This window comes from Sphingobacterium sp. UBA5996, from assembly GCF_002429765.1.
Lineage (GTDB): Bacteria > Bacteroidota > Bacteroidia > Sphingobacteriales > Sphingobacteriaceae > Sphingobacterium.
Genome location: NZ_DJAS01000016.1, coordinates 88,813 through 106,963, shown reverse-complemented (window position 1 = coordinate 106,963; position 18,151 = coordinate 88,813). Strand labels below are relative to the sequence as shown.

14 protein-coding genes are annotated in these 18,151 nt (G+C 41.3%); 12 read left to right on the top strand and 2 right to left on the bottom strand.

Annotation, left to right across the window (positions count from 1 at the left end):
* Positions 1-79 precede the first annotated feature (79 nt).
* Positions 80-1,222 (top strand): acyltransferase family protein, encoded by a 1,143-nt coding sequence (locus B3E00_RS12525; protein ID WP_293938629.1) that lies wholly within the window; start codon positions 80-82, stop codon positions 1,220-1,222.
* Positions 1,219-2,397 (top strand): aminopeptidase, encoded by a 1,179-nt coding sequence (locus tag B3E00_RS12520; protein ID WP_209579371.1) that lies wholly within the window; start codon positions 1,219-1,221, stop codon positions 2,395-2,397. The genes B3E00_RS12525 and B3E00_RS12520 overlap by 4 nt, the downstream gene beginning before the upstream one ends.
* Here the strand turns inward: B3E00_RS12520 and B3E00_RS12515 are convergent.
* The gene (locus B3E00_RS12515) at positions 2,394-3,650 is read right to left on the bottom strand and encodes a tyrosine-type recombinase/integrase (RefSeq protein ID WP_293879748.1); all 1,257 of its coding nucleotides are present in this window, start codon (positions 3,648-3,650) and stop codon (positions 2,394-2,396) included. The two genes, B3E00_RS12520 and B3E00_RS12515, sit on opposite strands and share 4 nt — an antisense overlap.
* Positions 3,651-4,120: 470 nt before the next feature.
* Here B3E00_RS12515 and B3E00_RS12510 point away from each other — a divergent pair, with 470 nt between their 5' ends.
* Both B3E00_RS12510 and B3E00_RS12505 read left to right on the top strand, forming a co-directional pair.
* A complete protein-coding gene (locus tag B3E00_RS12510) occupies positions 4,121-4,567 on the top strand; it encodes a response regulator (RefSeq protein ID WP_209579373.1) in 447 nt (148 codons plus the stop codon).
* Positions 4,543-5,379, top strand: a complete 837-nt coding sequence (locus B3E00_RS12505) for a helix-turn-helix domain-containing protein (protein ID WP_209579374.1) — start codon at positions 4,543-4,545, stop codon at positions 5,377-5,379. Before B3E00_RS12510 ends, B3E00_RS12505 begins: the two co-directional genes overlap by 25 nt.
* A 10-nt stretch (positions 5,380-5,389) precedes the next feature.
* On the opposite strand, the gene B3E00_RS12500 is transcribed toward B3E00_RS12505, so the two are convergent.
* On the bottom strand, positions 5,390-6,004 hold the full coding sequence (locus B3E00_RS12500; RefSeq protein WP_293879743.1) for a helix-turn-helix domain-containing protein: 615 nt from the start codon (positions 6,002-6,004) through the stop codon (positions 5,390-5,392).
* Positions 6,005-6,347: 343 nt separating this feature from the next.
* Here B3E00_RS12500 and B3E00_RS12495 point away from each other — a divergent pair, with 343 nt between their 5' ends.
* The 8 genes from B3E00_RS12495 to B3E00_RS12460 all read left to right on the top strand — a co-directional run bounded on the left by B3E00_RS12495 (position 6,348) and on the right by B3E00_RS12460 (position 18,147).
* Positions 6,348-9,326, top strand: coding sequence for a sensor histidine kinase (locus B3E00_RS12495; protein ID WP_293879741.1), 2,979 nt, complete (start codon positions 6,348-6,350; stop codon positions 9,324-9,326).
* 1 nt (position 9,327) lies between these two features.
* Positions 9,328-10,080 (top strand): hypothetical protein, encoded by a 753-nt coding sequence (locus B3E00_RS12490; protein ID WP_293879739.1) that lies wholly within the window; start codon positions 9,328-9,330, stop codon positions 10,078-10,080.
* A gap of 33 nt (positions 10,081-10,113) precedes the next feature.
* The gene (locus tag B3E00_RS12485; protein ID WP_209579378.1) at positions 10,114-10,767 is read left to right on the top strand and encodes a response regulator; all 654 of its coding nucleotides are present in this window, start codon (positions 10,114-10,116) and stop codon (positions 10,765-10,767) included.
* A gap of 108 nt (positions 10,768-10,875) precedes the next feature.
* Complete coding sequence (locus B3E00_RS12480) at positions 10,876-11,625, top strand: response regulator (RefSeq protein WP_293879735.1); 750 nt, start codon at positions 10,876-10,878, stop codon at positions 11,623-11,625.
* A 26-nt stretch (positions 11,626-11,651) separates the two neighbouring features.
* Positions 11,652-12,668, top strand: a complete 1,017-nt coding sequence (locus tag B3E00_RS12475; RefSeq protein ID WP_209579380.1) for a ParM/StbA family protein — start codon at positions 11,652-11,654, stop codon at positions 12,666-12,668.
* A gap of 3 nt (positions 12,669-12,671) precedes the next feature.
* The gene (locus B3E00_RS12470; protein ID WP_209579381.1) at positions 12,672-13,751 is read left to right on the top strand and encodes a HEAT repeat domain-containing protein; all 1,080 of its coding nucleotides are present in this window, start codon (positions 12,672-12,674) and stop codon (positions 13,749-13,751) included.
* Positions 13,752-13,761: 10 nt separating this feature from the next.
* Positions 13,762-15,270 carry a glycosyltransferase family 2 protein gene (locus B3E00_RS12465; protein ID WP_293879732.1) on the top strand — a complete coding sequence of 503 codons (1,509 nt, stop codon included), beginning with the start codon at positions 13,762-13,764 and terminating at the stop codon, positions 15,268-15,270.
* 6 nt (positions 15,271-15,276) lie between these two features.
* Positions 15,277-18,147, top strand: a complete 2,871-nt coding sequence (locus tag B3E00_RS12460; RefSeq protein WP_293938627.1) for a tetratricopeptide repeat protein — start codon at positions 15,277-15,279, stop codon at positions 18,145-18,147.
* Positions 18,148-18,151 lie beyond the last annotated feature (4 nt).

Here is an 18,151-nt window from a genome sequence, read left to right as displayed (position 1 = left end):
CTTTTAATGAAAAAAAGGATGGAAGTTGCCGGAAAATGTTTAATTTAACGGTAATAATCAAAATAACCGAATCCAATTTATGGAAAGAGAACATTCTCCCCCTTCGACTTTAGGTTATTTGACTTCAGAGCAGCTGTTGTCGAAAACAATCGATTTTTTGCGTTTTCCGTTGATTGTTGGGGTTGTCTTTATTCATACAGATTTTTCAAACATTATCATTCAAGGCTCGAAGCAGGTTGATTTGCGTCAATTTGCTGTTTTTGCGCAGGTTTTTCTTCTCTTTTCGAAGCTCGTGTTTGAGGTGTGTGTACCTCTTTTCTTTTTTATCTCCGGTTTTCTTTTTTTTTATGGTACAGCGTCTTTCACGTTTTCGGTTTATTTTAATAAGTTACGGAGGCGGGTACATAGTTTGCTGATTCCATATATTTTTTGGAATTTGGCGGTACTACTTTTTTTCTTTTTGGCACAGACTTTTTTTGGAGGCCTTTTGTCGGGTGTCAATAAACCTATAATCCATTATAATTTGACCGATTGGCTTTGGTCTTTGTGGGACACGTCACATGTGCATGTGAAGGCAGCAAAAAATTTACCTATCAATTCGCCTTTTTGGTTTATCCGTGACCTTATGGTGGTTTTACTGCTATCTCCGATCATTTACTTTTTAATTAGGAAAGTGGGTGTATTTGCCGTACTGATACTTGGGGTAGTCTGGCTTTTCAAACCCTATTTTTATCTGCCTGGATGGAGTACTGTATCCTTTTTTTTCTTTTCGGCAGGGGCTTATTTTAGTTTACATAATAAGAACTTTGTGCTCGTTATGCAGTCATTTTTACCCTGGTCTGTTTTATGTTATGTGCTGCTGATCATAGCAGCATTTTATGGTTTTGGAAAAGGTGGGTGGAGTTATCTGTATTGTGCCAATGTATTATTGGGATTGCTATCTGCGGTTGCAGTGACAGGCTACTTTATTGAAAAGGGTAGCTGGCGGCCAAATCACTTTTTGGTTAGTGCGAGTTTTTTCATATTTGCTTACCACCGTTTGCCGCTGGTCTTTATTATCAAATTTTTGTTTATTCAGGTTAGACCGCAAACGGATGTCGCTCTGCTGTTTTTGTATTTCGTTTGTCCAGTCTGTGTTATTCTTTTGGGCTTATTATTTTTTTGGGTTATAAGCATGCTATTTCCCCGCTTTACTGCTGTTATCTGTGGAGGTAGATTATGAGAAAAAAACTAAGAAAACGGATCGTATTAGCCATCGCAGCTACTATTTTGGTAGGTATTGGACTTTTTTATAGATTTTATTATCTGCAAAGTTCACCATTATTGCGGTCAGAATTTGTCTTTACTGATTTGATCCGGTTGAAAAGTACAGCAGTAAAGAACCAGGGTGCCTCCAATACCTGTTGGTCTTATACTGGGAATTCCTTTCTTGAATCAGAAATGATCCGAATGGGTAAAAACCCTGTGGCGATTTCGCCGCTATTTACGGTCCGGATGGCTTATCTGGAACGTGCGCGGAATTATCTTCGCCTGCATGGTGGATTAAAATTAAACGAGGGCGGGCAGCTTCATGATGTGATGGATATGTTGCGTTTACATGGGGCGATGCCGACAGCTGCCTATACTGGTATTAAAGCGGGGAAAAGCCCGGGGGATTTTAAGCGCATGCGCGCTGTTTTGAATAGCACACTATCTGGGATGGTAAAGACAAGGATATTGAAAAGCAGTTGGGAGCGAGAAATTGATGCTGTGATGGACGACCATCTGGGGAAGTTGCCTGTTCATTTTGACTATCAGGGTAAAGAGTTTACAGCGCGTAGTTTTGCTGATCAGGTTATTGGGATTGATCCAGATCAATATATCCATATTGCTTCCGTTATGACCGCACCTTACTACAAATCTTTTGTGTTTTTGATTCCCGACAATTGGTCTTTCAGTCAATTTTACAATATGCCTATGGAAGATCTATCCACTGTCGTTGATGGGGCTTTAAAAAAAGGTTTTACGGTAGCGTGTACGATCGACATCTCGGAGCCAGGTTTTTCTTGGCCTTATGGCATCGCTTATGTCCCCCAGAAATCAGTGTCAATGATGACAGCGGAAGAAAAGAGGTATCAATTTGTGCGGCCTCAACCTGAACGCAAAGTCGACGCTATGATACGTCAAAGAGCATTTGACGCGTGGGAAACAACAGATGATCATGCACTACATATTATAGGCTTAGCAAAAGATCAACATGGGAGAGCATACTATGTCGCTAAGAATTCTTGGGGCAGGGGCAATGCCTTCCGGGGGATTGTTTACCTCACGAAAGAATATTTTCGCTATAAAAGCACAGCCTTAATGGTTCATCGAGATGCCCTTGATGCGTCTCTGAAAAGCAAATTTTACAATTAGCTGCTTGGATGTCTTTGTTGCAACCTGCTTCGATCTTGATACATGTTTTCTAGGTAAGTTCCTAGGGAGCGGGTGCGTTCGGTATCCACATTGCTAATATACCGTTGAAACATTTGTTCGGTACTATGTCCTGTGGCATCCATCAGCAATGCTGTCGGAATTTTACCATAAAAGTTTGTGGCAAAGCTTCTTCTTCCGATGTGGCTGGTAATTGCATCACATTTTGGGATGAGTTGTTCTGACGCCCGGAATCCTTTGCGCTTCCTTACCTTGACGAGTGTTGTAATGCCTGCAAGGCGTGTCACCTCTTTGATTTGCTCATTATATTTTTGGGCGGTCATTTTGTGAGGGAAACTATGCCCATTATTTGACATAATGATTAATGCAGTAGGGTGAAGTGGGAGTAAGATGTTTTTCTGTGTTTTCTGCTGGGTAAAGGATAAGCAGGGTTTGCCATCAAGAATTTCCATCATATCGAGATTGAAATTCATAAAATCAGAGACACGTTGTCCTGTGTAACAGCTGATTATCAGCCAATCTTTAGCGGCCTTTAGATGGACGGGTACGTCCACATTTTTTATTGTGCTAATTTCGTCTTCATTGAGGCTGATAGCACGGTTTATTTTTCTGACTTTGGGTAGTTCCAATTCGTAAACAAATGTTCTGACGCCTCGTTTCTCCAAAAAATTAAGCACTGTTCGCACAAAATGTATCGTGCGGTGGATGGTGCTTATACTATAGTTTTCAGCTTCACCATATGCAATAAATTGTTGTACAAATAAGCTATTCACTTGCTCTAACATAAGATGTTTCTGCTGAAATCCTTCAAATCGTTTCAATAAACGGAAGAAGACCAGATAGCGTTTGTGTGTGGTTGGGGTAATCAGGTGTATTCGGCTTTTAATAAAATTGTCGACACTTTGCAAGAGCCCTCCTGCTGGCAGTGAGGGTTCGTGGTCTATACAGCATTTTTTGACGAAACGGTTGACTGCCCGTAGGGAAAATTCTTTTTTATTGGACTTTAATTCAGAAAGATACATTGCTATTGAAATCTTTAGTTCGTCCAGCTTTGTATTGAGCTTTTTGAGACTTTTTAAATAAATATTACTGGGTCTTTGTTTTTCTTGATCCCATTGAGACGGCTTAATTTTTAAAGGAGTTTTAATAAGGATTTGCTGTTGTTGCTCGTCAACGAATGCAAGGTAGATGAAAGATATTGAAGTAGGATTCAATAAGATAAAATTAAAAATCATGAGGTAAACTTTTTGCTATTGTCTGAGCATAAAGATACTAGATTATACAGATTAGTCTAATTCAGACTACAATTCTATCTATTCAAATATAACTATTTTTTTTTAACTAATTACAAGATATGCCTTTAAAATAACCATTTGGTCATTGAATGTTTTTAATTGTATAAAATACACGTTGAAAATCAAAAAGTTTTCCACGTATCTTATTTGTAATCAGATTGTAATGTTTTTTTTCTAGTCTGAATTAGACTAATAATTTACAATTAAAATAGCTCATATAAGCTTGTTGAATAAATTAATAGACCGAAATATGAACAGTAAACCGAGATATGTCGCGCCGAAAATTGAGATGCTTTTAATTGTACAGGAAAGTTTTGACAAGACGATAAACATGTATTTCAATAGTAGAGCAAAGTACAGCCAAAGTATAGATTATAAGGCGTCAAATTTATAAAGTAACAATTACCTCCATGGACAAGAAACTAAAACTTGCATTTGTAGATGATAATGTGTTGCACCTAAAAGTAATTGAACATTTGGCCAGGGAAATGGGAAATTATGAGATGTTATATTCTTGTCACAATGGGAAGGAGCTGGTTCATTTCCTTGATAAGAGTATCGATCACCCAGATGTATGCATTCTGGATTTGCATATGCCGGAGATGGATGGTATGGAAACGGCTCGTTTATTACGACGTCGATATCCGATGATTCGTTTATTTGGCTATTCTGCTAGCGAAAGTGCAGATGAAAAAAAGAGATTTCTGGATAGTGGCGTCAAGCTTGTCTTTTCAAAACAATCTCCCCGAAAAATGTTAACATCCATCTATCATTATACCATGCTCTGTGAAAATCTGGATATTATTGATTTTGAGAAAAATTTATTTAGGAAATGGAATTTTGTAAGCCAATTATAGGAAAAGAAGAGCGACAGTTTGATGTGCTTCATCTCGCTGAGTATCGTGGTGAGCAAACTAAAAGGCTACACAATGCGTCGGTATTTTCAATCATTCGAACCTGTTTGCCTGTCCGTATAAAAATTGGTCCCATGTTATATGATTTTGATGCAAACGAACTCATATTTATCGGACCACAATACGAAGTTGAGCTTGCTGAAGCTAATGCTGCTGACGGATATTTGCTGTGGTTCACCGCAGATTTTTACGAAAGGTCCAAAGCTGATACAGAAATACTACATTCGGGATTATTTTTTGGAAATTATCCTTTTCTGTCTATGCGTGAATGCAGATCGGATCTGGTTTTTAAGCGACTCATCGTGGAGCGTTTGAAGGAATGTGCTGCGGATTGTGGAGTGGATATGATGATTGCGCATCACTGCTTTGAATCGTTGTTACTGGATGGGTATCAAAAAATGTTAACGTTGAATACATCGACGTCATCTGTAGAAACTCCTTCCATTCAGTTATTTAACAGATTTTCGATTCTGCTGCATAAGCACTACCGCGAATATACCAGTGTACAATATTATGCAGACCGTCTACATCTTTCGCCACGGAAGTTGACGGAACTGTGTTTGTCAGTTACCGGCAAATCGGCTAAATGTGTGATATCTACTGTGGTGACTCAGCAGGCATTGCGCTATATACAGCATACTGATCTATCGATATCTCAGATTTCTTATGAAATGGGTTTCTCGGATGAGTCGAATTTTCGCAATTTTTTTAAAAGACAGACAGGGAACAATCCGCTTTCCTTTCGTCAGATTTAATTAGGGGAATCTATTCTTGCTTTTTCGACTCTTTTTTAAAGTAGAGGTAAGGACGTTTACTGGCGGGCATTCTTTGAGTTACTTTCGGTAAAGCCTTTTTGTCGAGCAGCCCACTGCCTAAATGTTTCAAAAGTAAGGCGTACAATCTGTCAGTCGTGAAGGTCATCTGATAATCTTTTCTGAAATCAATGATCATTGCATCAATTGTCTTTGGGCTATCAAAATAGTCTGATTCGTGGACGATCTTGGCAATTAAATCACGCTGCTTGCGATGGTATTCGCTTCGATTAACCCTTTCATCCATCGGTAATTTTAAGTGTTTTAATTCTGTACTCGCTGTGTAAGCCTGTTTAAGTCGCTTTAAATGGGACAGGTTTTCTTCTTCGATTTTTAAAGATAAAGCTGGATCAAAAAAGTCTGTAAGGCTAATAGCAAATGGCGTGCAGATTTTTGAAAGACTGTCTACGGATAGCGAGCTCGTTTTGCGGTAAGCACTCCTAATCGTGGATGTGGAAACGTTTGCAAAGCTTGCTAGGCTTTCTATCGTCAATCCAGTTAAATCAATAATTTCAAGTATTCTTTTTGAAATTAATTCTGCTAATTGCTGATCTGATATTTTTCCCATACTTAATCTTTTCTCTGCAATTTTATCTCAAGAGCGTATTATAATACTATTTAGTCAATAAGTTCAATAGGTACACTAGGGTCTAATGTGGCATGTTTTGAAAACTAATGGACAAAGCTAGTTGAATTAAATGAATAACAGCGTGTAAAAATTGGGGATTATCGTGTGTAAATTCCCTATTGTGAAAAGATTCTGGGTATTATAACCATCATTAGCTCTGATTTTGTTATTTCTACAGATTTTTAAAATCTCTTTGGAGGAAAATTTTATATCGATTATTAATATATAATTATTTTCAAAATAGCTATATTTGATTTGTCCATATTATTGAACTTAGTCTATTGTGTTTGAAAAAGCGCTCAAAATTCTATTGCTGTTAAGCACTTATTTTGCTATGCCTGTGTTTAATATGGCATGGGCATCGGGCTATCATGAAATTGAAATTATTTCAGGAGTCGATCCCTTTCACCGTAATATCGAGTCCGCGAGTCGCGATAAGCAGGGGTTTATCTGGTTTGTTGCCGGAAGTGTTCTTTATCGATATGATGGTGTTGCAATAAAGCCTTTCCATGAACTTTATATAGGGCCGTTAGCTTTTACAGAGGTGAACAAACTTACCGCTGATAATCGTGGGAGGCTGTGGTTGGAGACGCGGGATGGTCTGTTTATCTTTGATACCCAGCAATGGCAATTTATCAGGCAAAATGCGTTTTCAAAAGGATTGTGCGGGGAGCATGTTATCGCCATTTTTAACAAGGGTAATACTCTTTATGTGGCCACCCGATCGGGGGTTGTCTGGCAGATTATCGGTTTTAAGAAACGGAAAGTTCTAGAATTTAAACCTGCATTATCGGAGTTGCGGCGGCCGGTGGGGCACTGTATGCTCGCCGATGAAAATAGGCTTTGGTTTGCTTACAACAGCTCACTTTATTGTGTAGACTTAAAAAAGGGTGAAACGCAGCGTTTTCAAATGCCTAAAACGGTATATCAGGGCTTAGATGATATTTTTTTATTGCAAAATGGGCTGTTGTTGCGGAATTATGGTTTAGGTTACATGACTTTTGACGGGCAGCATTTTGCTAAAACTCATCTGAAAGGGCTCCATACAGGCGACATGCGCGATTGGGCGCACTGGTCGTTTGCAGATGGGGAAAAGATTATATTCGTTTTTGGTGACGGCCGTTATTTTGAGTTTAAAAACAACCAAGAAATGACTGCTTTGCGTCAAGATCGGCACGCTATCCGTAAGGATCTGTTTAAGTCTAAACTCAATCAGCTTGATTTCCATGATCATGAGGGCCTTTGTGCTACGGAGCATGGCTTGTATAGCCTGACAAGAATTGCTTTCGACCTGAACTATTGGAACACTGGTACGGCTAGATCAATTGTCAAACAGCAGCATGTGTATTATGTGGGTGGCTATGGGCCGTTGAAATATTTTACACTGAATGACTTCGCTATTCATGAATCGGCTCCGTTGAATAATTATTATGCTTTCCTGCCTTTGAGCCGCGATACGACGCTAGTAGGACTGGAGGGTAATTTTCTTGGTTTGTTGGTGCACGGAAAATTTAGCTCTTTATATTATAAAAAAGCCAAGGGCGTTATCGAGGACTTGTCCACCATGGTGTACAGCCTCTGTCAATATCGGGATGGCAACTATCTGGTGGGGACATCCTGTGGGATTTGGGTTTATGATCGGGATACGGGAATTGTGAGTCCGTTAAGGGATAAAATGGGAAAGCTGGTCGGCATGGGTGAGCGGATCAATTCCATTCAGCTACGGGGACAAATCATCTCCTTCACTACTGAAAATGGTTATTTTGAATATTTAGCGGGTGGACTACGTAAAATCTATCCGAATAAGCGTGAGAAAATCCAGGTATATAGCCATTCCTTTCGGCACAACAAGGTCTATCTGGCAACGAAAGGAAAAGGGCTTGTAGCGATTGATGCTATTACGGGTCAGGTTGACAACTACAACATGCGTATTGGTCTGGCACATAATGTGGTCTATAATATGGCTTGGGTAGATGACTTACTATTTTTGGGAACATTCAGGGGCTTGTCGGTTTGGGACGGTAAAAATTTTTATAATGCTTATGCCATGCACGGTCTTCCATTTGAGGAGTTCAATCAGCCTTCCATATTAGAAGATAGACCGAATGGACAGTTGTTTATCGGTGGGGTATTGGGATGCATTTCCATTAGACCTCAGCAATTTTTGTATAGTTTGAAGCAGCAAACTGTACCGCAACCGGTATTGGGTACAATTTCTATGGGTAGTGGCTCGAGCAATATCATTCGTTCATATACTCCAAATGCTGGTCAGGATACTGTGCTGTTAGACAAGCAAATTGAATTTGTCAACCTCCGGATAGCCAAAATAGATGCTTATAAGCAAAATTACAAAATTTACTTTCGCCTTCGCCCCCTCATAAAATCCTATCAGGAATTGTCGGCATCGGGGGAAATCAGTCTTTCCGATCTGAAAACAGGGGAGTATGAACTTGACGTAAAGACGGTAAGTGACAATGGGCTCAGTGTGAAAAGCAAACGATGGCTTTTTTATAAAAAGCCGAATTTTTATGAGACACAGCTTTTCTATGTGCTGATTACTTTGGGGCTTGGAGTCCTACTTTATATTCTTGCCATTATGCGATCATCCCAACTCAAGAGAGACAAAAAGCTACGGCTGGAACTTGCACGCGATTTGCATGATGAGGTTGGAGGCTTGCTTACTGGAATCGCTATGCAGACAGATCTGATGACGATGGATCAGCAGATTGGAGGTCGACATCGGTCTTTGGAAAAAATTGCAGTTTATAGCCGGGAAGCGGTTCAGACGATGGACGATGTAATCTGGGCGATAGACTCACGCAATAATAGCGCAGGAAGTTTAGAAGACCGGATGAGGTTTTTGGTCTCGCAGATTTTACCCATGCAAGATGTGGATGTACAATTTGATATCAACTTGCACAGTGCTGGACAACTGCCCCAATATGTTCGGCAGAATGTATACCTTATATTTAAAGAGGCTTTACATAATATATCTAAGCACAGTCCCGAGGGGAAAGTGGATGTATTTTTAAAAATTGATGCTCATCAGCTGATTTTAAGACTTTCCAATACCCTGCAATTTACGGGGGGAGCTGCATCGGATACGAGGTACCCTCGGCGTGGTCAGGGGATATCCAACATGAAACGCCGGTCTGAGGCTATAGGTGCTAAATTAGATGTGGAAAGGAGCGGCAGCTATTATCATCTGCAATTAGTTGCGAAGCTGAATGTGAAAAAACTTTTTTTTAACCTATTTAATTGATATGATGCAGCATAATCCTCAATTCTGGATAAGTTTAGGCTTTGCTATGCTTGGGGGATTGTTTTGTGCATCAGGCCTATTATTCCGTCTTTTTCGCTTCATCAAATACCGGGAGGTGGGGGAGTTGCTGCTCTGCGTGGGTGTGATGGCCTTGATCTGGCATGTGTTGATTTATTGCATGATCTATACCGGAGAAATTCAATATTATCCGCGAATTTATAACAAAGGTATTCCTTTTTACTACTTGGTGGGGCCTTGTTTTTATTTCTATGTTTGGCTCAAATTTACGACGAACGCAACTTTGCCGAAATTTTGGATCCTGCATTTATTGCCATTTTTCTTTGGATTGGTTGATATCATCCCTTATGCACTAGCACCTGTAGCGGAACAGAAGCAACTGCTCAAGATGCTTGTGGAGGATATCCCTTTGGGTTTTAAGCACCACTATGGTTTTGTAGATCAGCAATTACATTATATGTTACGATTTGCACTCGCGATAGCCTATGCTATCGGGCAATGGCGGATGTACTATATTTCTGATGCCGCTTCTAAAGCAGTAAAAAGAGAAGTGCTGATTTTTAATTGTGTATACAGTACCTATCTTTTGCTTCAATGTAGTATGGTATTGGCTATTATTTTTAACAGCAGTCAGGAAGCCTATATTCTTAAGAGCCTGGATAAGCTGGTGTGGGTAAGCTTTTGCTTTCTATTGTTTAGTCTGTGGTTTGTAGTGGATGGCATAAAAAAAAAGTAACTTATTCAACTCATATATACTGATATTATTCTTATGCCGAACACAAAATTTAGATTAGCTATCATTGAAGACCGTATGCCGGTACTTGAATCATTACGTTCTTATTTTGATGATAATAATACGCAATTTGATCTATTGATTGCTGCCCGTGAATTTGATGAGCTGGTGTATGCCGCCTGGAGTCCTGAATGTTTGGATGTGTTGCTTTGTGATATTGGATTACCGAATAAAAGTGGTATCGAAGTGACTTGGTATATAAAGCGTAAGTTTCCGCATATACAGGTGGTCATGTTTACTGTGTTTGATGATAAGGAACATATCTTTCAGGCACTTTGTGCGGGTGCGTCCGGTTATCTGCTTAAAAGTACGCCTTTACCTGAGATGGAACAATTGTTGGTGGAAGTGATGAAAGGAGGCTCTGTGATGAGTCCGCAGGTGGCTCGGCTTGTAATTTCCCATTTTAACCCTGCACTCGACCATAAAATTGATTATCGGCATCGGGAACAGCTTACTCCGCGTGAGATCGAAATTGTTTCTCTGTTGCAACAAGGATATACCTATAAAAAAGTTGCTGAAACTGCGTTCATAAGCGTGGATACGGTAAAATTTCACATTAGAAATATCTATGGAAAATTACAAGTCAACAGTAGGTCCGAGCTTATGCTGAAATATAATAAGCCAATTTGACGGTTATTTTTTTCTGAAAAACCACCCGAATGGGTAGGTAAATACTTTGCTTGTATTTTTAAGTTTGTGATGCCATTTTAAAGCAACTTAATCTATTTAATTAAAAGTATGCAAATTCATGATGTCAAACCTAAGCAAACCAGGGTGTTTTCGGTATTGCATGCAGATAGCGATCTGCTTATGCGAAAAATAATTTCCAATGTTTTTTCTAACGAAGCATTTCAGCTGGATTCTGCTGCGAATGGAAAGGAAGCATTCGCTCTTTTGGAAGCGCGGGATTATCAGTATGATATTATCATTACCGAAATGCATATGCAATATGCAAACGGGTATGAGATTATCAATAAGGTGATGAAAGAATCTCCTCGGACGCGGACAATTATCACATCGAACATGAGCTACCTTCATATCCGTGAAGGGCTGGAGATTGTGCGGGAAGACTGTTTTAAAAAGCCACTCGTGGTGGGCAAACTACTCGAGCGGGTGAAGCATATCATGGGGGGAGATCCGGAGGTCATTCCTGCACCTGAGATGTGCTACAAATCGACCGAGGTGAATCAAATAAGGTTGGAAACTTGTGATGAAGCGCAAGAACTAATGGATGTGCCCGTATCAGGAAATGTACAAGATATAGTAAATGTGCAAGAGTTAGCTCCTGTATTGGAGCTTCTGGCAGAGCAGGATTTCGTTCATGTACAGGAGCGGTTGGATGCGCAAGAAGCTGTCATGAGTGAGCTTTTTGTGGCTGAATTTGTGGCGAAGGAAGAAACTTTAGCTATAGATGTCGCTACAGAGCCGCATGTTCTGCTTGCTTTTGAGCCGAAAGCACAGGTGACTTCAGGTAGAAGATGGTGGTAAAATAACGCTTATATACGAAAAATTATATGTATACAATACAGTCTTTCTCAAGCCTGATGCAGGCGACCAATTCACCATTGGTAAATACGGCCAACTCGCTATTGACGGGATTAAAAATAAGGATGGGCGAGCAATGGTATATATGTGGTAAATTGGCCCTAAACGAAGGGAACAGCCCAAGGAGGCCATTAAATGCATCTCCGGACTCATTGGAATGCCAATTGCTTTTTAAAGCAGCAATTTTGTCGAGCGGTGTGAGTGCCAACACCCCGCTGATGGTTACCGTAGGCCTGCCCAATAGTACCTACCGCCTGTATCGGGAAACTGCAGAACAAACGCTTCGTGGAAAGCATATCATCCAGTCGGATCCTGGAGTGTATGGTGAGGAGGGATCTGGCACGTTGCCGATAGATGTTACACAGGTGGATGTATTGCCTGAGATTGTGAGCTGTATGGTAGCCCTGCGCAGAGGTGAAAGCTGTGAAAGGGGTGCTTTTTTTATTTTTAGCTTTGGCTTTGGGACATTGGAAACAGGGTTGAGTACAGATGAGGGCGTGGTGGAAAATGCTATGGGAAGTGCTCCGGGGATGCATTATGCTGTTAATATACTACGCGAACAACTTCAGCAGACTCATGATTTATCCTTCCAGAGCATGCAGCAACTTGATGAGGCTTTTCGAAATGGCTATCTCTATATCAACCGCAGAAAGTATGATTTGCAAGAATTGCGTAAAAAAGCTATACAGACGTATTATGCTGAAATTGTTTCACCCGCTTTAGGAGAGGTGGTCAATGATAGAAACCTCGCTAAATCAAATCGCATATTTTTATGTGGGGGCGGTGCCCACTATGGCGATCTGATCGACTGCATTTTGGAAGAGTTTGGCGATATTGCAGGGGTTAAAATTGTCGAGCATCCAGAGTCGCTGGCTGTCAAGGGTTATCTGCTGAACTCCATGCGTTACATTCAGGATCAGTCCAAACTGCCGATGGGTATTGATATTGGGAATATCCAAACACGTGTAGCCCTAGCTGAAAACTAAGGTATGACGGTAGACCAAACATTTATTGCAGTAATTCAGGGGATTGTGGTCACTTCCTTTATTGGAACTTTTGTTGCTTATGCAGTGATTATGATTCTTCGTTTTCGAACAGCAAAAGCACAGCGTCGTCAGGATAAGCTGGACCAGCTGATTGAAGATCGTATCTTGCCGCAGTTTATCCAGGAAATGGGCACAGAAAGTGTACAGGTGTCCATTGACCAGTCCGTTTTGGATGAGCTTGCGCTGATGGACAAAGGGAACCGTCAAACCCTAATTGATACCTTGATCCGGCTTCGATGGCATGTGGCCGGAACAAATGCGCTGATGCTGCATCGCATTTATGTTTTACTTGGGCTGAATCTGGATTCGCTCCAAAAGATGAAATCGCGGAAATGGTACCGCAATGTTCAGGGGTTACACGAACTGACGCTTATGGACTATGCGATTTCGGACATTGATATTCTCCGATTCAATCTGAGTGAAGTGTCTGAGCTGCGTTCTGCAGCCCGAAGCGCATTTATGCGTTTTAGTAAAAATGAACCTTTTCGCTTTTTTGATGAAGTTCGGGATCCATTGAGTATCTGGGAATTGATTGGATTTTTTCGGATTCTCGAACAATCCCGCGATACGGTAAAATCAAACTTTGCAAATTGGATCCGTTATTCGCGCAATAAAACGGTTGTTATTTGTTGTATGAAGCTTGCGGCACACGAGCAGAGTGTGGAGGCTATCGATAGTATTGAAGGTTTGCTGAATGTGAACGATCATAGCTTGCGCTCGCATGCCATCAATGCGCTGGGACATTTAAGAGCTGTGCATACACAAGAAATACTGATAAAAATGTATCCTAATCAGCCGGTAGACTGCCAGTGCGAAATCCTGTTTTCACTTGGCATGTTCCGGACGCCACGAGCGATGGAATTTCTGACGGAACAATTTCAGTCGGCCTTTGATTTTGAAATCGAAAATCATGTTGCGGCAATACTCGCCCGGTTAGTTCGCAACAATCAATTGGTATGGAATCCGCTCAATTTGCCTTCCCGCAAACAGCGTATTCTAAACTATTATCTGCACGAACAATAACTTATACGATATGATCCAAGACATAATTGACGTTTTCCAACTTTTTATATTTTCCTACAGTAGCCTGACCATGGTGATCTACGTCATCATGGCGGTGCTATCGTATAAGGGAATTATGCTGTATAGGCGTAAAAATAGAGAGCATTATACGCAAAATGTGATTTCGAGTCCACTCTCGCCCGGGATTTCGGTCATTGCCCCGGCTTACAACGAGGGTTTGACGATCATAGATAATGTTTATGCGTTAATGCATCTGAATTATCCTTTGTACGAAGTCATTATTGTTAATGACGGTAGCACGGATGATACCTTGGAGAAGTTGGTGGCGCATTTTGAACTTAGGGAGGTAGATCTGCCCTACAATGAAAAGATCAAGACGAAAACTGTGAAGCGTTTTTTTCGCTCTACTGAGCGCGCTTATGAAAAGCTGCTAGTCATTGATAAGGCGAATGGAAAAGGCAAAGCAGACGCTTCGAATGCAGGTATCAATGCCTCAAAATTTGATTATTTTCTCTGTACAGATGTGGATTGCATTCTGCATGAAGATACTCTTTCCAGGCTTATGCGCCCCATTTTAGACGAAAAGAGCCGGAGCCGCTTAAAAGACATTCAGGTAATTCCCGATACGGGGTATATCCATGTGGAGAACAATCAACGCCGTGTCATTGCAGTGGGTGCACCCTTGCGAATGATCAATTCTTCTGAAGTGGATAATGGTGTGATCACCCGTTTTAAACCGCCCCATAAGGTGCTCCCACGTTTTCAGGAGCTGGAATACATTCGGGCTTACCTGCTTTCTAAAATGGCTTGGAGTTCAATTAATTGTGTTCCAAATGTTTCGGGGGGACTTGGTCTTTTTGATAAACATATTGCGGTTAAGGTTGGTGGGTATGATCCACGTTCATTTGCGGAAGACATTGATATGGTGACCCGCATGAGTGTTTATATGATACAGAATAATCACAAATATGCAATTCGCTATATTCCGGTCTCACTTTGTTGGACTGAAGGTCCCCAAACCTTACCGGTTTTTAGCCGGCAACGTGTACGCTGGGCACGGGGACTGATCCAGATCATGCTGCTTCATCGGCATGTTTTGTTTAATTTTAAATTTAAAAGGCTCGGTCTTATCGTCTTTCCTTACAACTTTTTATTTGAATTTTTGGCGCCTATATTCGAAGTATTGGGATTATTGTTTTACATCTATCTTATTGTTATCGGTGCGATTAATTGGGAAAATACATTTACATTACTGGCTTTTCTTTATATGTTTTCTGTACTGGTAAGTTCGATTGCTGTGCTGTGGGATCAATTAATTGAAAGGCATTATCGGAATACAGGTGAGGTGATTGGACTTTGCCTCACGGCATTTGCCGAGCCGTTTATTTATCATCCGCTCATCGTTTTTTTTAGTATCAAAGGCTATATTCAGTCGATGTTCCGACAAAAGCTGGTATGGGGGAATATGCAGCGTAAAGGTTTTGCAAACCAAAAATCGACCGTCAAAAATCAAGTTTAAGCTACCATGAATTTCCGTTATCCTATTTTTATTCTTTTGCTACTGTCGACTCAGTTGTTGCGAGCACAGACCTGGAATTCTGTACGTGCCGAAAAATTGTACCAACAGGCTGTTATAGAAATTAAATCTTCCCAACAGCATAAGGCATTAAAGTCACTGGAAGATGCAATAAAGCTAAATCCGGCGCATATTGATGCGCAGGTTCAACTTGCTCGTATTTATATGGCCCAGAAACGCTATGATCAGTCCATTCGTACGGCACAGCTGGTACTGCGCGCGTCGCCTGGATATGAAGATGTATATTATTATATCATTGGTTCTTATTTATCGAAAAATAGACCTGGGGAAGCCTTGCGGTACGTCGAAATGGGATTGTCGCGTTTTGCTGCCAACAAAGATTTCGGAATCAAAAAGCTCAATATATTGGATATGCTCAAGCTCTATCAGGATGGAGACTCTTGGGCGGAGGTGCTTATGCGGCGGTTTCCGACTGATCGGAACGTAAGGCTCGCCATGGCAGGGCATTATGAAGCAAAAGCGGACTGGTATAAAGGGAATAGAATGGATAATCTGGCCAATTCTTATTATGAAAAGGCGCTCGAGCTTGCACCAAAGAATACTGATCTCATTGAAAAAATGAACAACCTTGTATCTCAGGGTGGCGACTACGACGCTCGTATTGCCAGGGTAAATGCGCTATTGAACAGCGACAGTAAATCGTACAATGCGCTATTTCAAAAGCTCAGCCTATTACAGGAATCACATCGTTATGCTGAGGCTTTAGATGTGCTTCGCGTGATCTTACGCTATTATCCTAAAGATAAAAAAGCCCTTGACCTCAACAATAGTTTACGAAAAGAAGCCGCTGGTTATTATCAGAATACGGATACTTATGCGCTTTACCAGTCGATTTTGGATCAGAATCCGGGAGATCGCGAAGCCTTGGAAAAGGTAGTTGGCATTGCTGCTTCTCGTGGGGAGACGACGCAGGCGCTGTATTGGGTAGACCGTGCCTTACAACGAAATATAGGTGATCGTGTACTGCTACGTCGAAAAATGGATTTCGAATATCAGTTGCACCGTTATCAAGCCGCGGCAGATATTGCTGTTAAGCTTTATGGAAACAATAGCGATAAAGCTTTCCGGTCGGAAGCCATACAGATGATCAACGCCTGTGGTCATTATTACCTGCAACAGCAACAAGCGGATAGCGCCATGGTTTACTATGATCGTACGCTTGGGCTGGAACCTAAGAATATGGCTGCTCTGCAAGGACGTATTTCGGCGCTCCTTGTTCAAAATAATATGGCGGAGGCCTTGCGGGAGCTGGACCAAGCGATCAGTTATTATCCCAACGATATCGATTTGCAGTTGAAAAAGGCCGGTTTTCTGGCGCAGTCCGGTAAAATACAACAAGCTGTGGCTTTAAGTGAAAAATTGTACGTCCGATATCCCGAGAATTCGAAACTTAAATCACTTTACCTGGAACAACAGTTGGCCGCAGCCAATGCCTGTATACTCGTTGAGGAGTACGGTGAAGCGGAAACGCATCTTCGCCAACTGCTGGGTGAAGATCCTGATAATAAAGAAGCCCTACACTACCTGTCTAATATTCTTGACCTTAGACGACGCTATCCGGAAGCTTTGCTCGTTGTCCAGCGGTCCCTGCAAAGTTATCCGGGTGACCGTGACTTTCTTCAGAAGAAAGCTTCTATACTCTACAACAGTGCACAGTATATGGCAGCTGCTGAGGTTGCCACCATGCTTCGGACAGAATATCCCTACAATCAAAAATATCGTGGTATGGTACAGGACGCCTGGATGGCGGCTGGATTGGTTTTTCAAAAAAAGGCATTGGTCGATAGCGCGATTTTCTGTTACAACCGCGTGCTGGAGGGGAACCGGACAGATTCGCTCGCCCACATGAATAAAATAGGTCTGTTGATGGGAAAAGGAGATTTTGCGTATGCCCTGCGTTGTGTGGATACGGCGTTACAGCGTTTTGAATATGCCGAACCTTTTCTACTAAAAAAGGTAATTGTACTTGATAGTTTAGGGCGATTTGCTGAGGCTGCTCAGTATGCCGACACCCTTTCCAAGCGCTTCGATCAGCGAAAACATAGGGAATATGCTGCTTTTTTGCGCAGTAAGACTATGCAGCACGCTTTTGGACTTTCTTTGCTGAACAGCTCCTTTTCGGGTGTTGATGATAATCCGGCGCCTCCTGCTTACCGTATTGCAACTTTATATTACACCCGTCGTTTGTCGCCAAAAATAAGTTATGGTGCACAGCTATTATTCACAGGAAGGCAATCGGGTACGGGAATTATGGGCGAGGGAGACCTGACATATACGGCGAGTAAATTGCTTTACTGGAAGGCTTCGATCGGTATTTCCAACAATGTGTTGCTTCCTAAATATAGGTTAGCCTACTCGCTTTACCGGCAGTTGGGAAAAGGTTTTGAAGGGGAGATTGGTACTCGTTTTCTCGAAGTTGTGGAGGTCAAAGCTTTATCCCTTGTGGCGGGTGTGAGTAAAAGTTTTGCCCCTTTTCTGCTAAATGCAAGAATATTTGCCATCAAGGAAGAGAAGGATTTTTACCTAGCTTTTCAGGCTGGCGCAAAATATGAGCTTACTGAGGCTGATTTATTACAGGCAAATTTTGGAATGGGAACGTCGCCTGATGACAGAAGCAGGCTTATTCTATTACCTGAATTGGGTGGTGTTATGAGCCGAAGTTTAGGGGCAGGGTATAGGCGTACGATAAACTATCGCACTTCCTTAGGTCTCAATGGTACTTATACGAGTCAAAAAATTGGTACGGCAACATTCCGTAATCAATATGATCTACTGTTGGCTTTACAGGTGAAATTTTAACTCT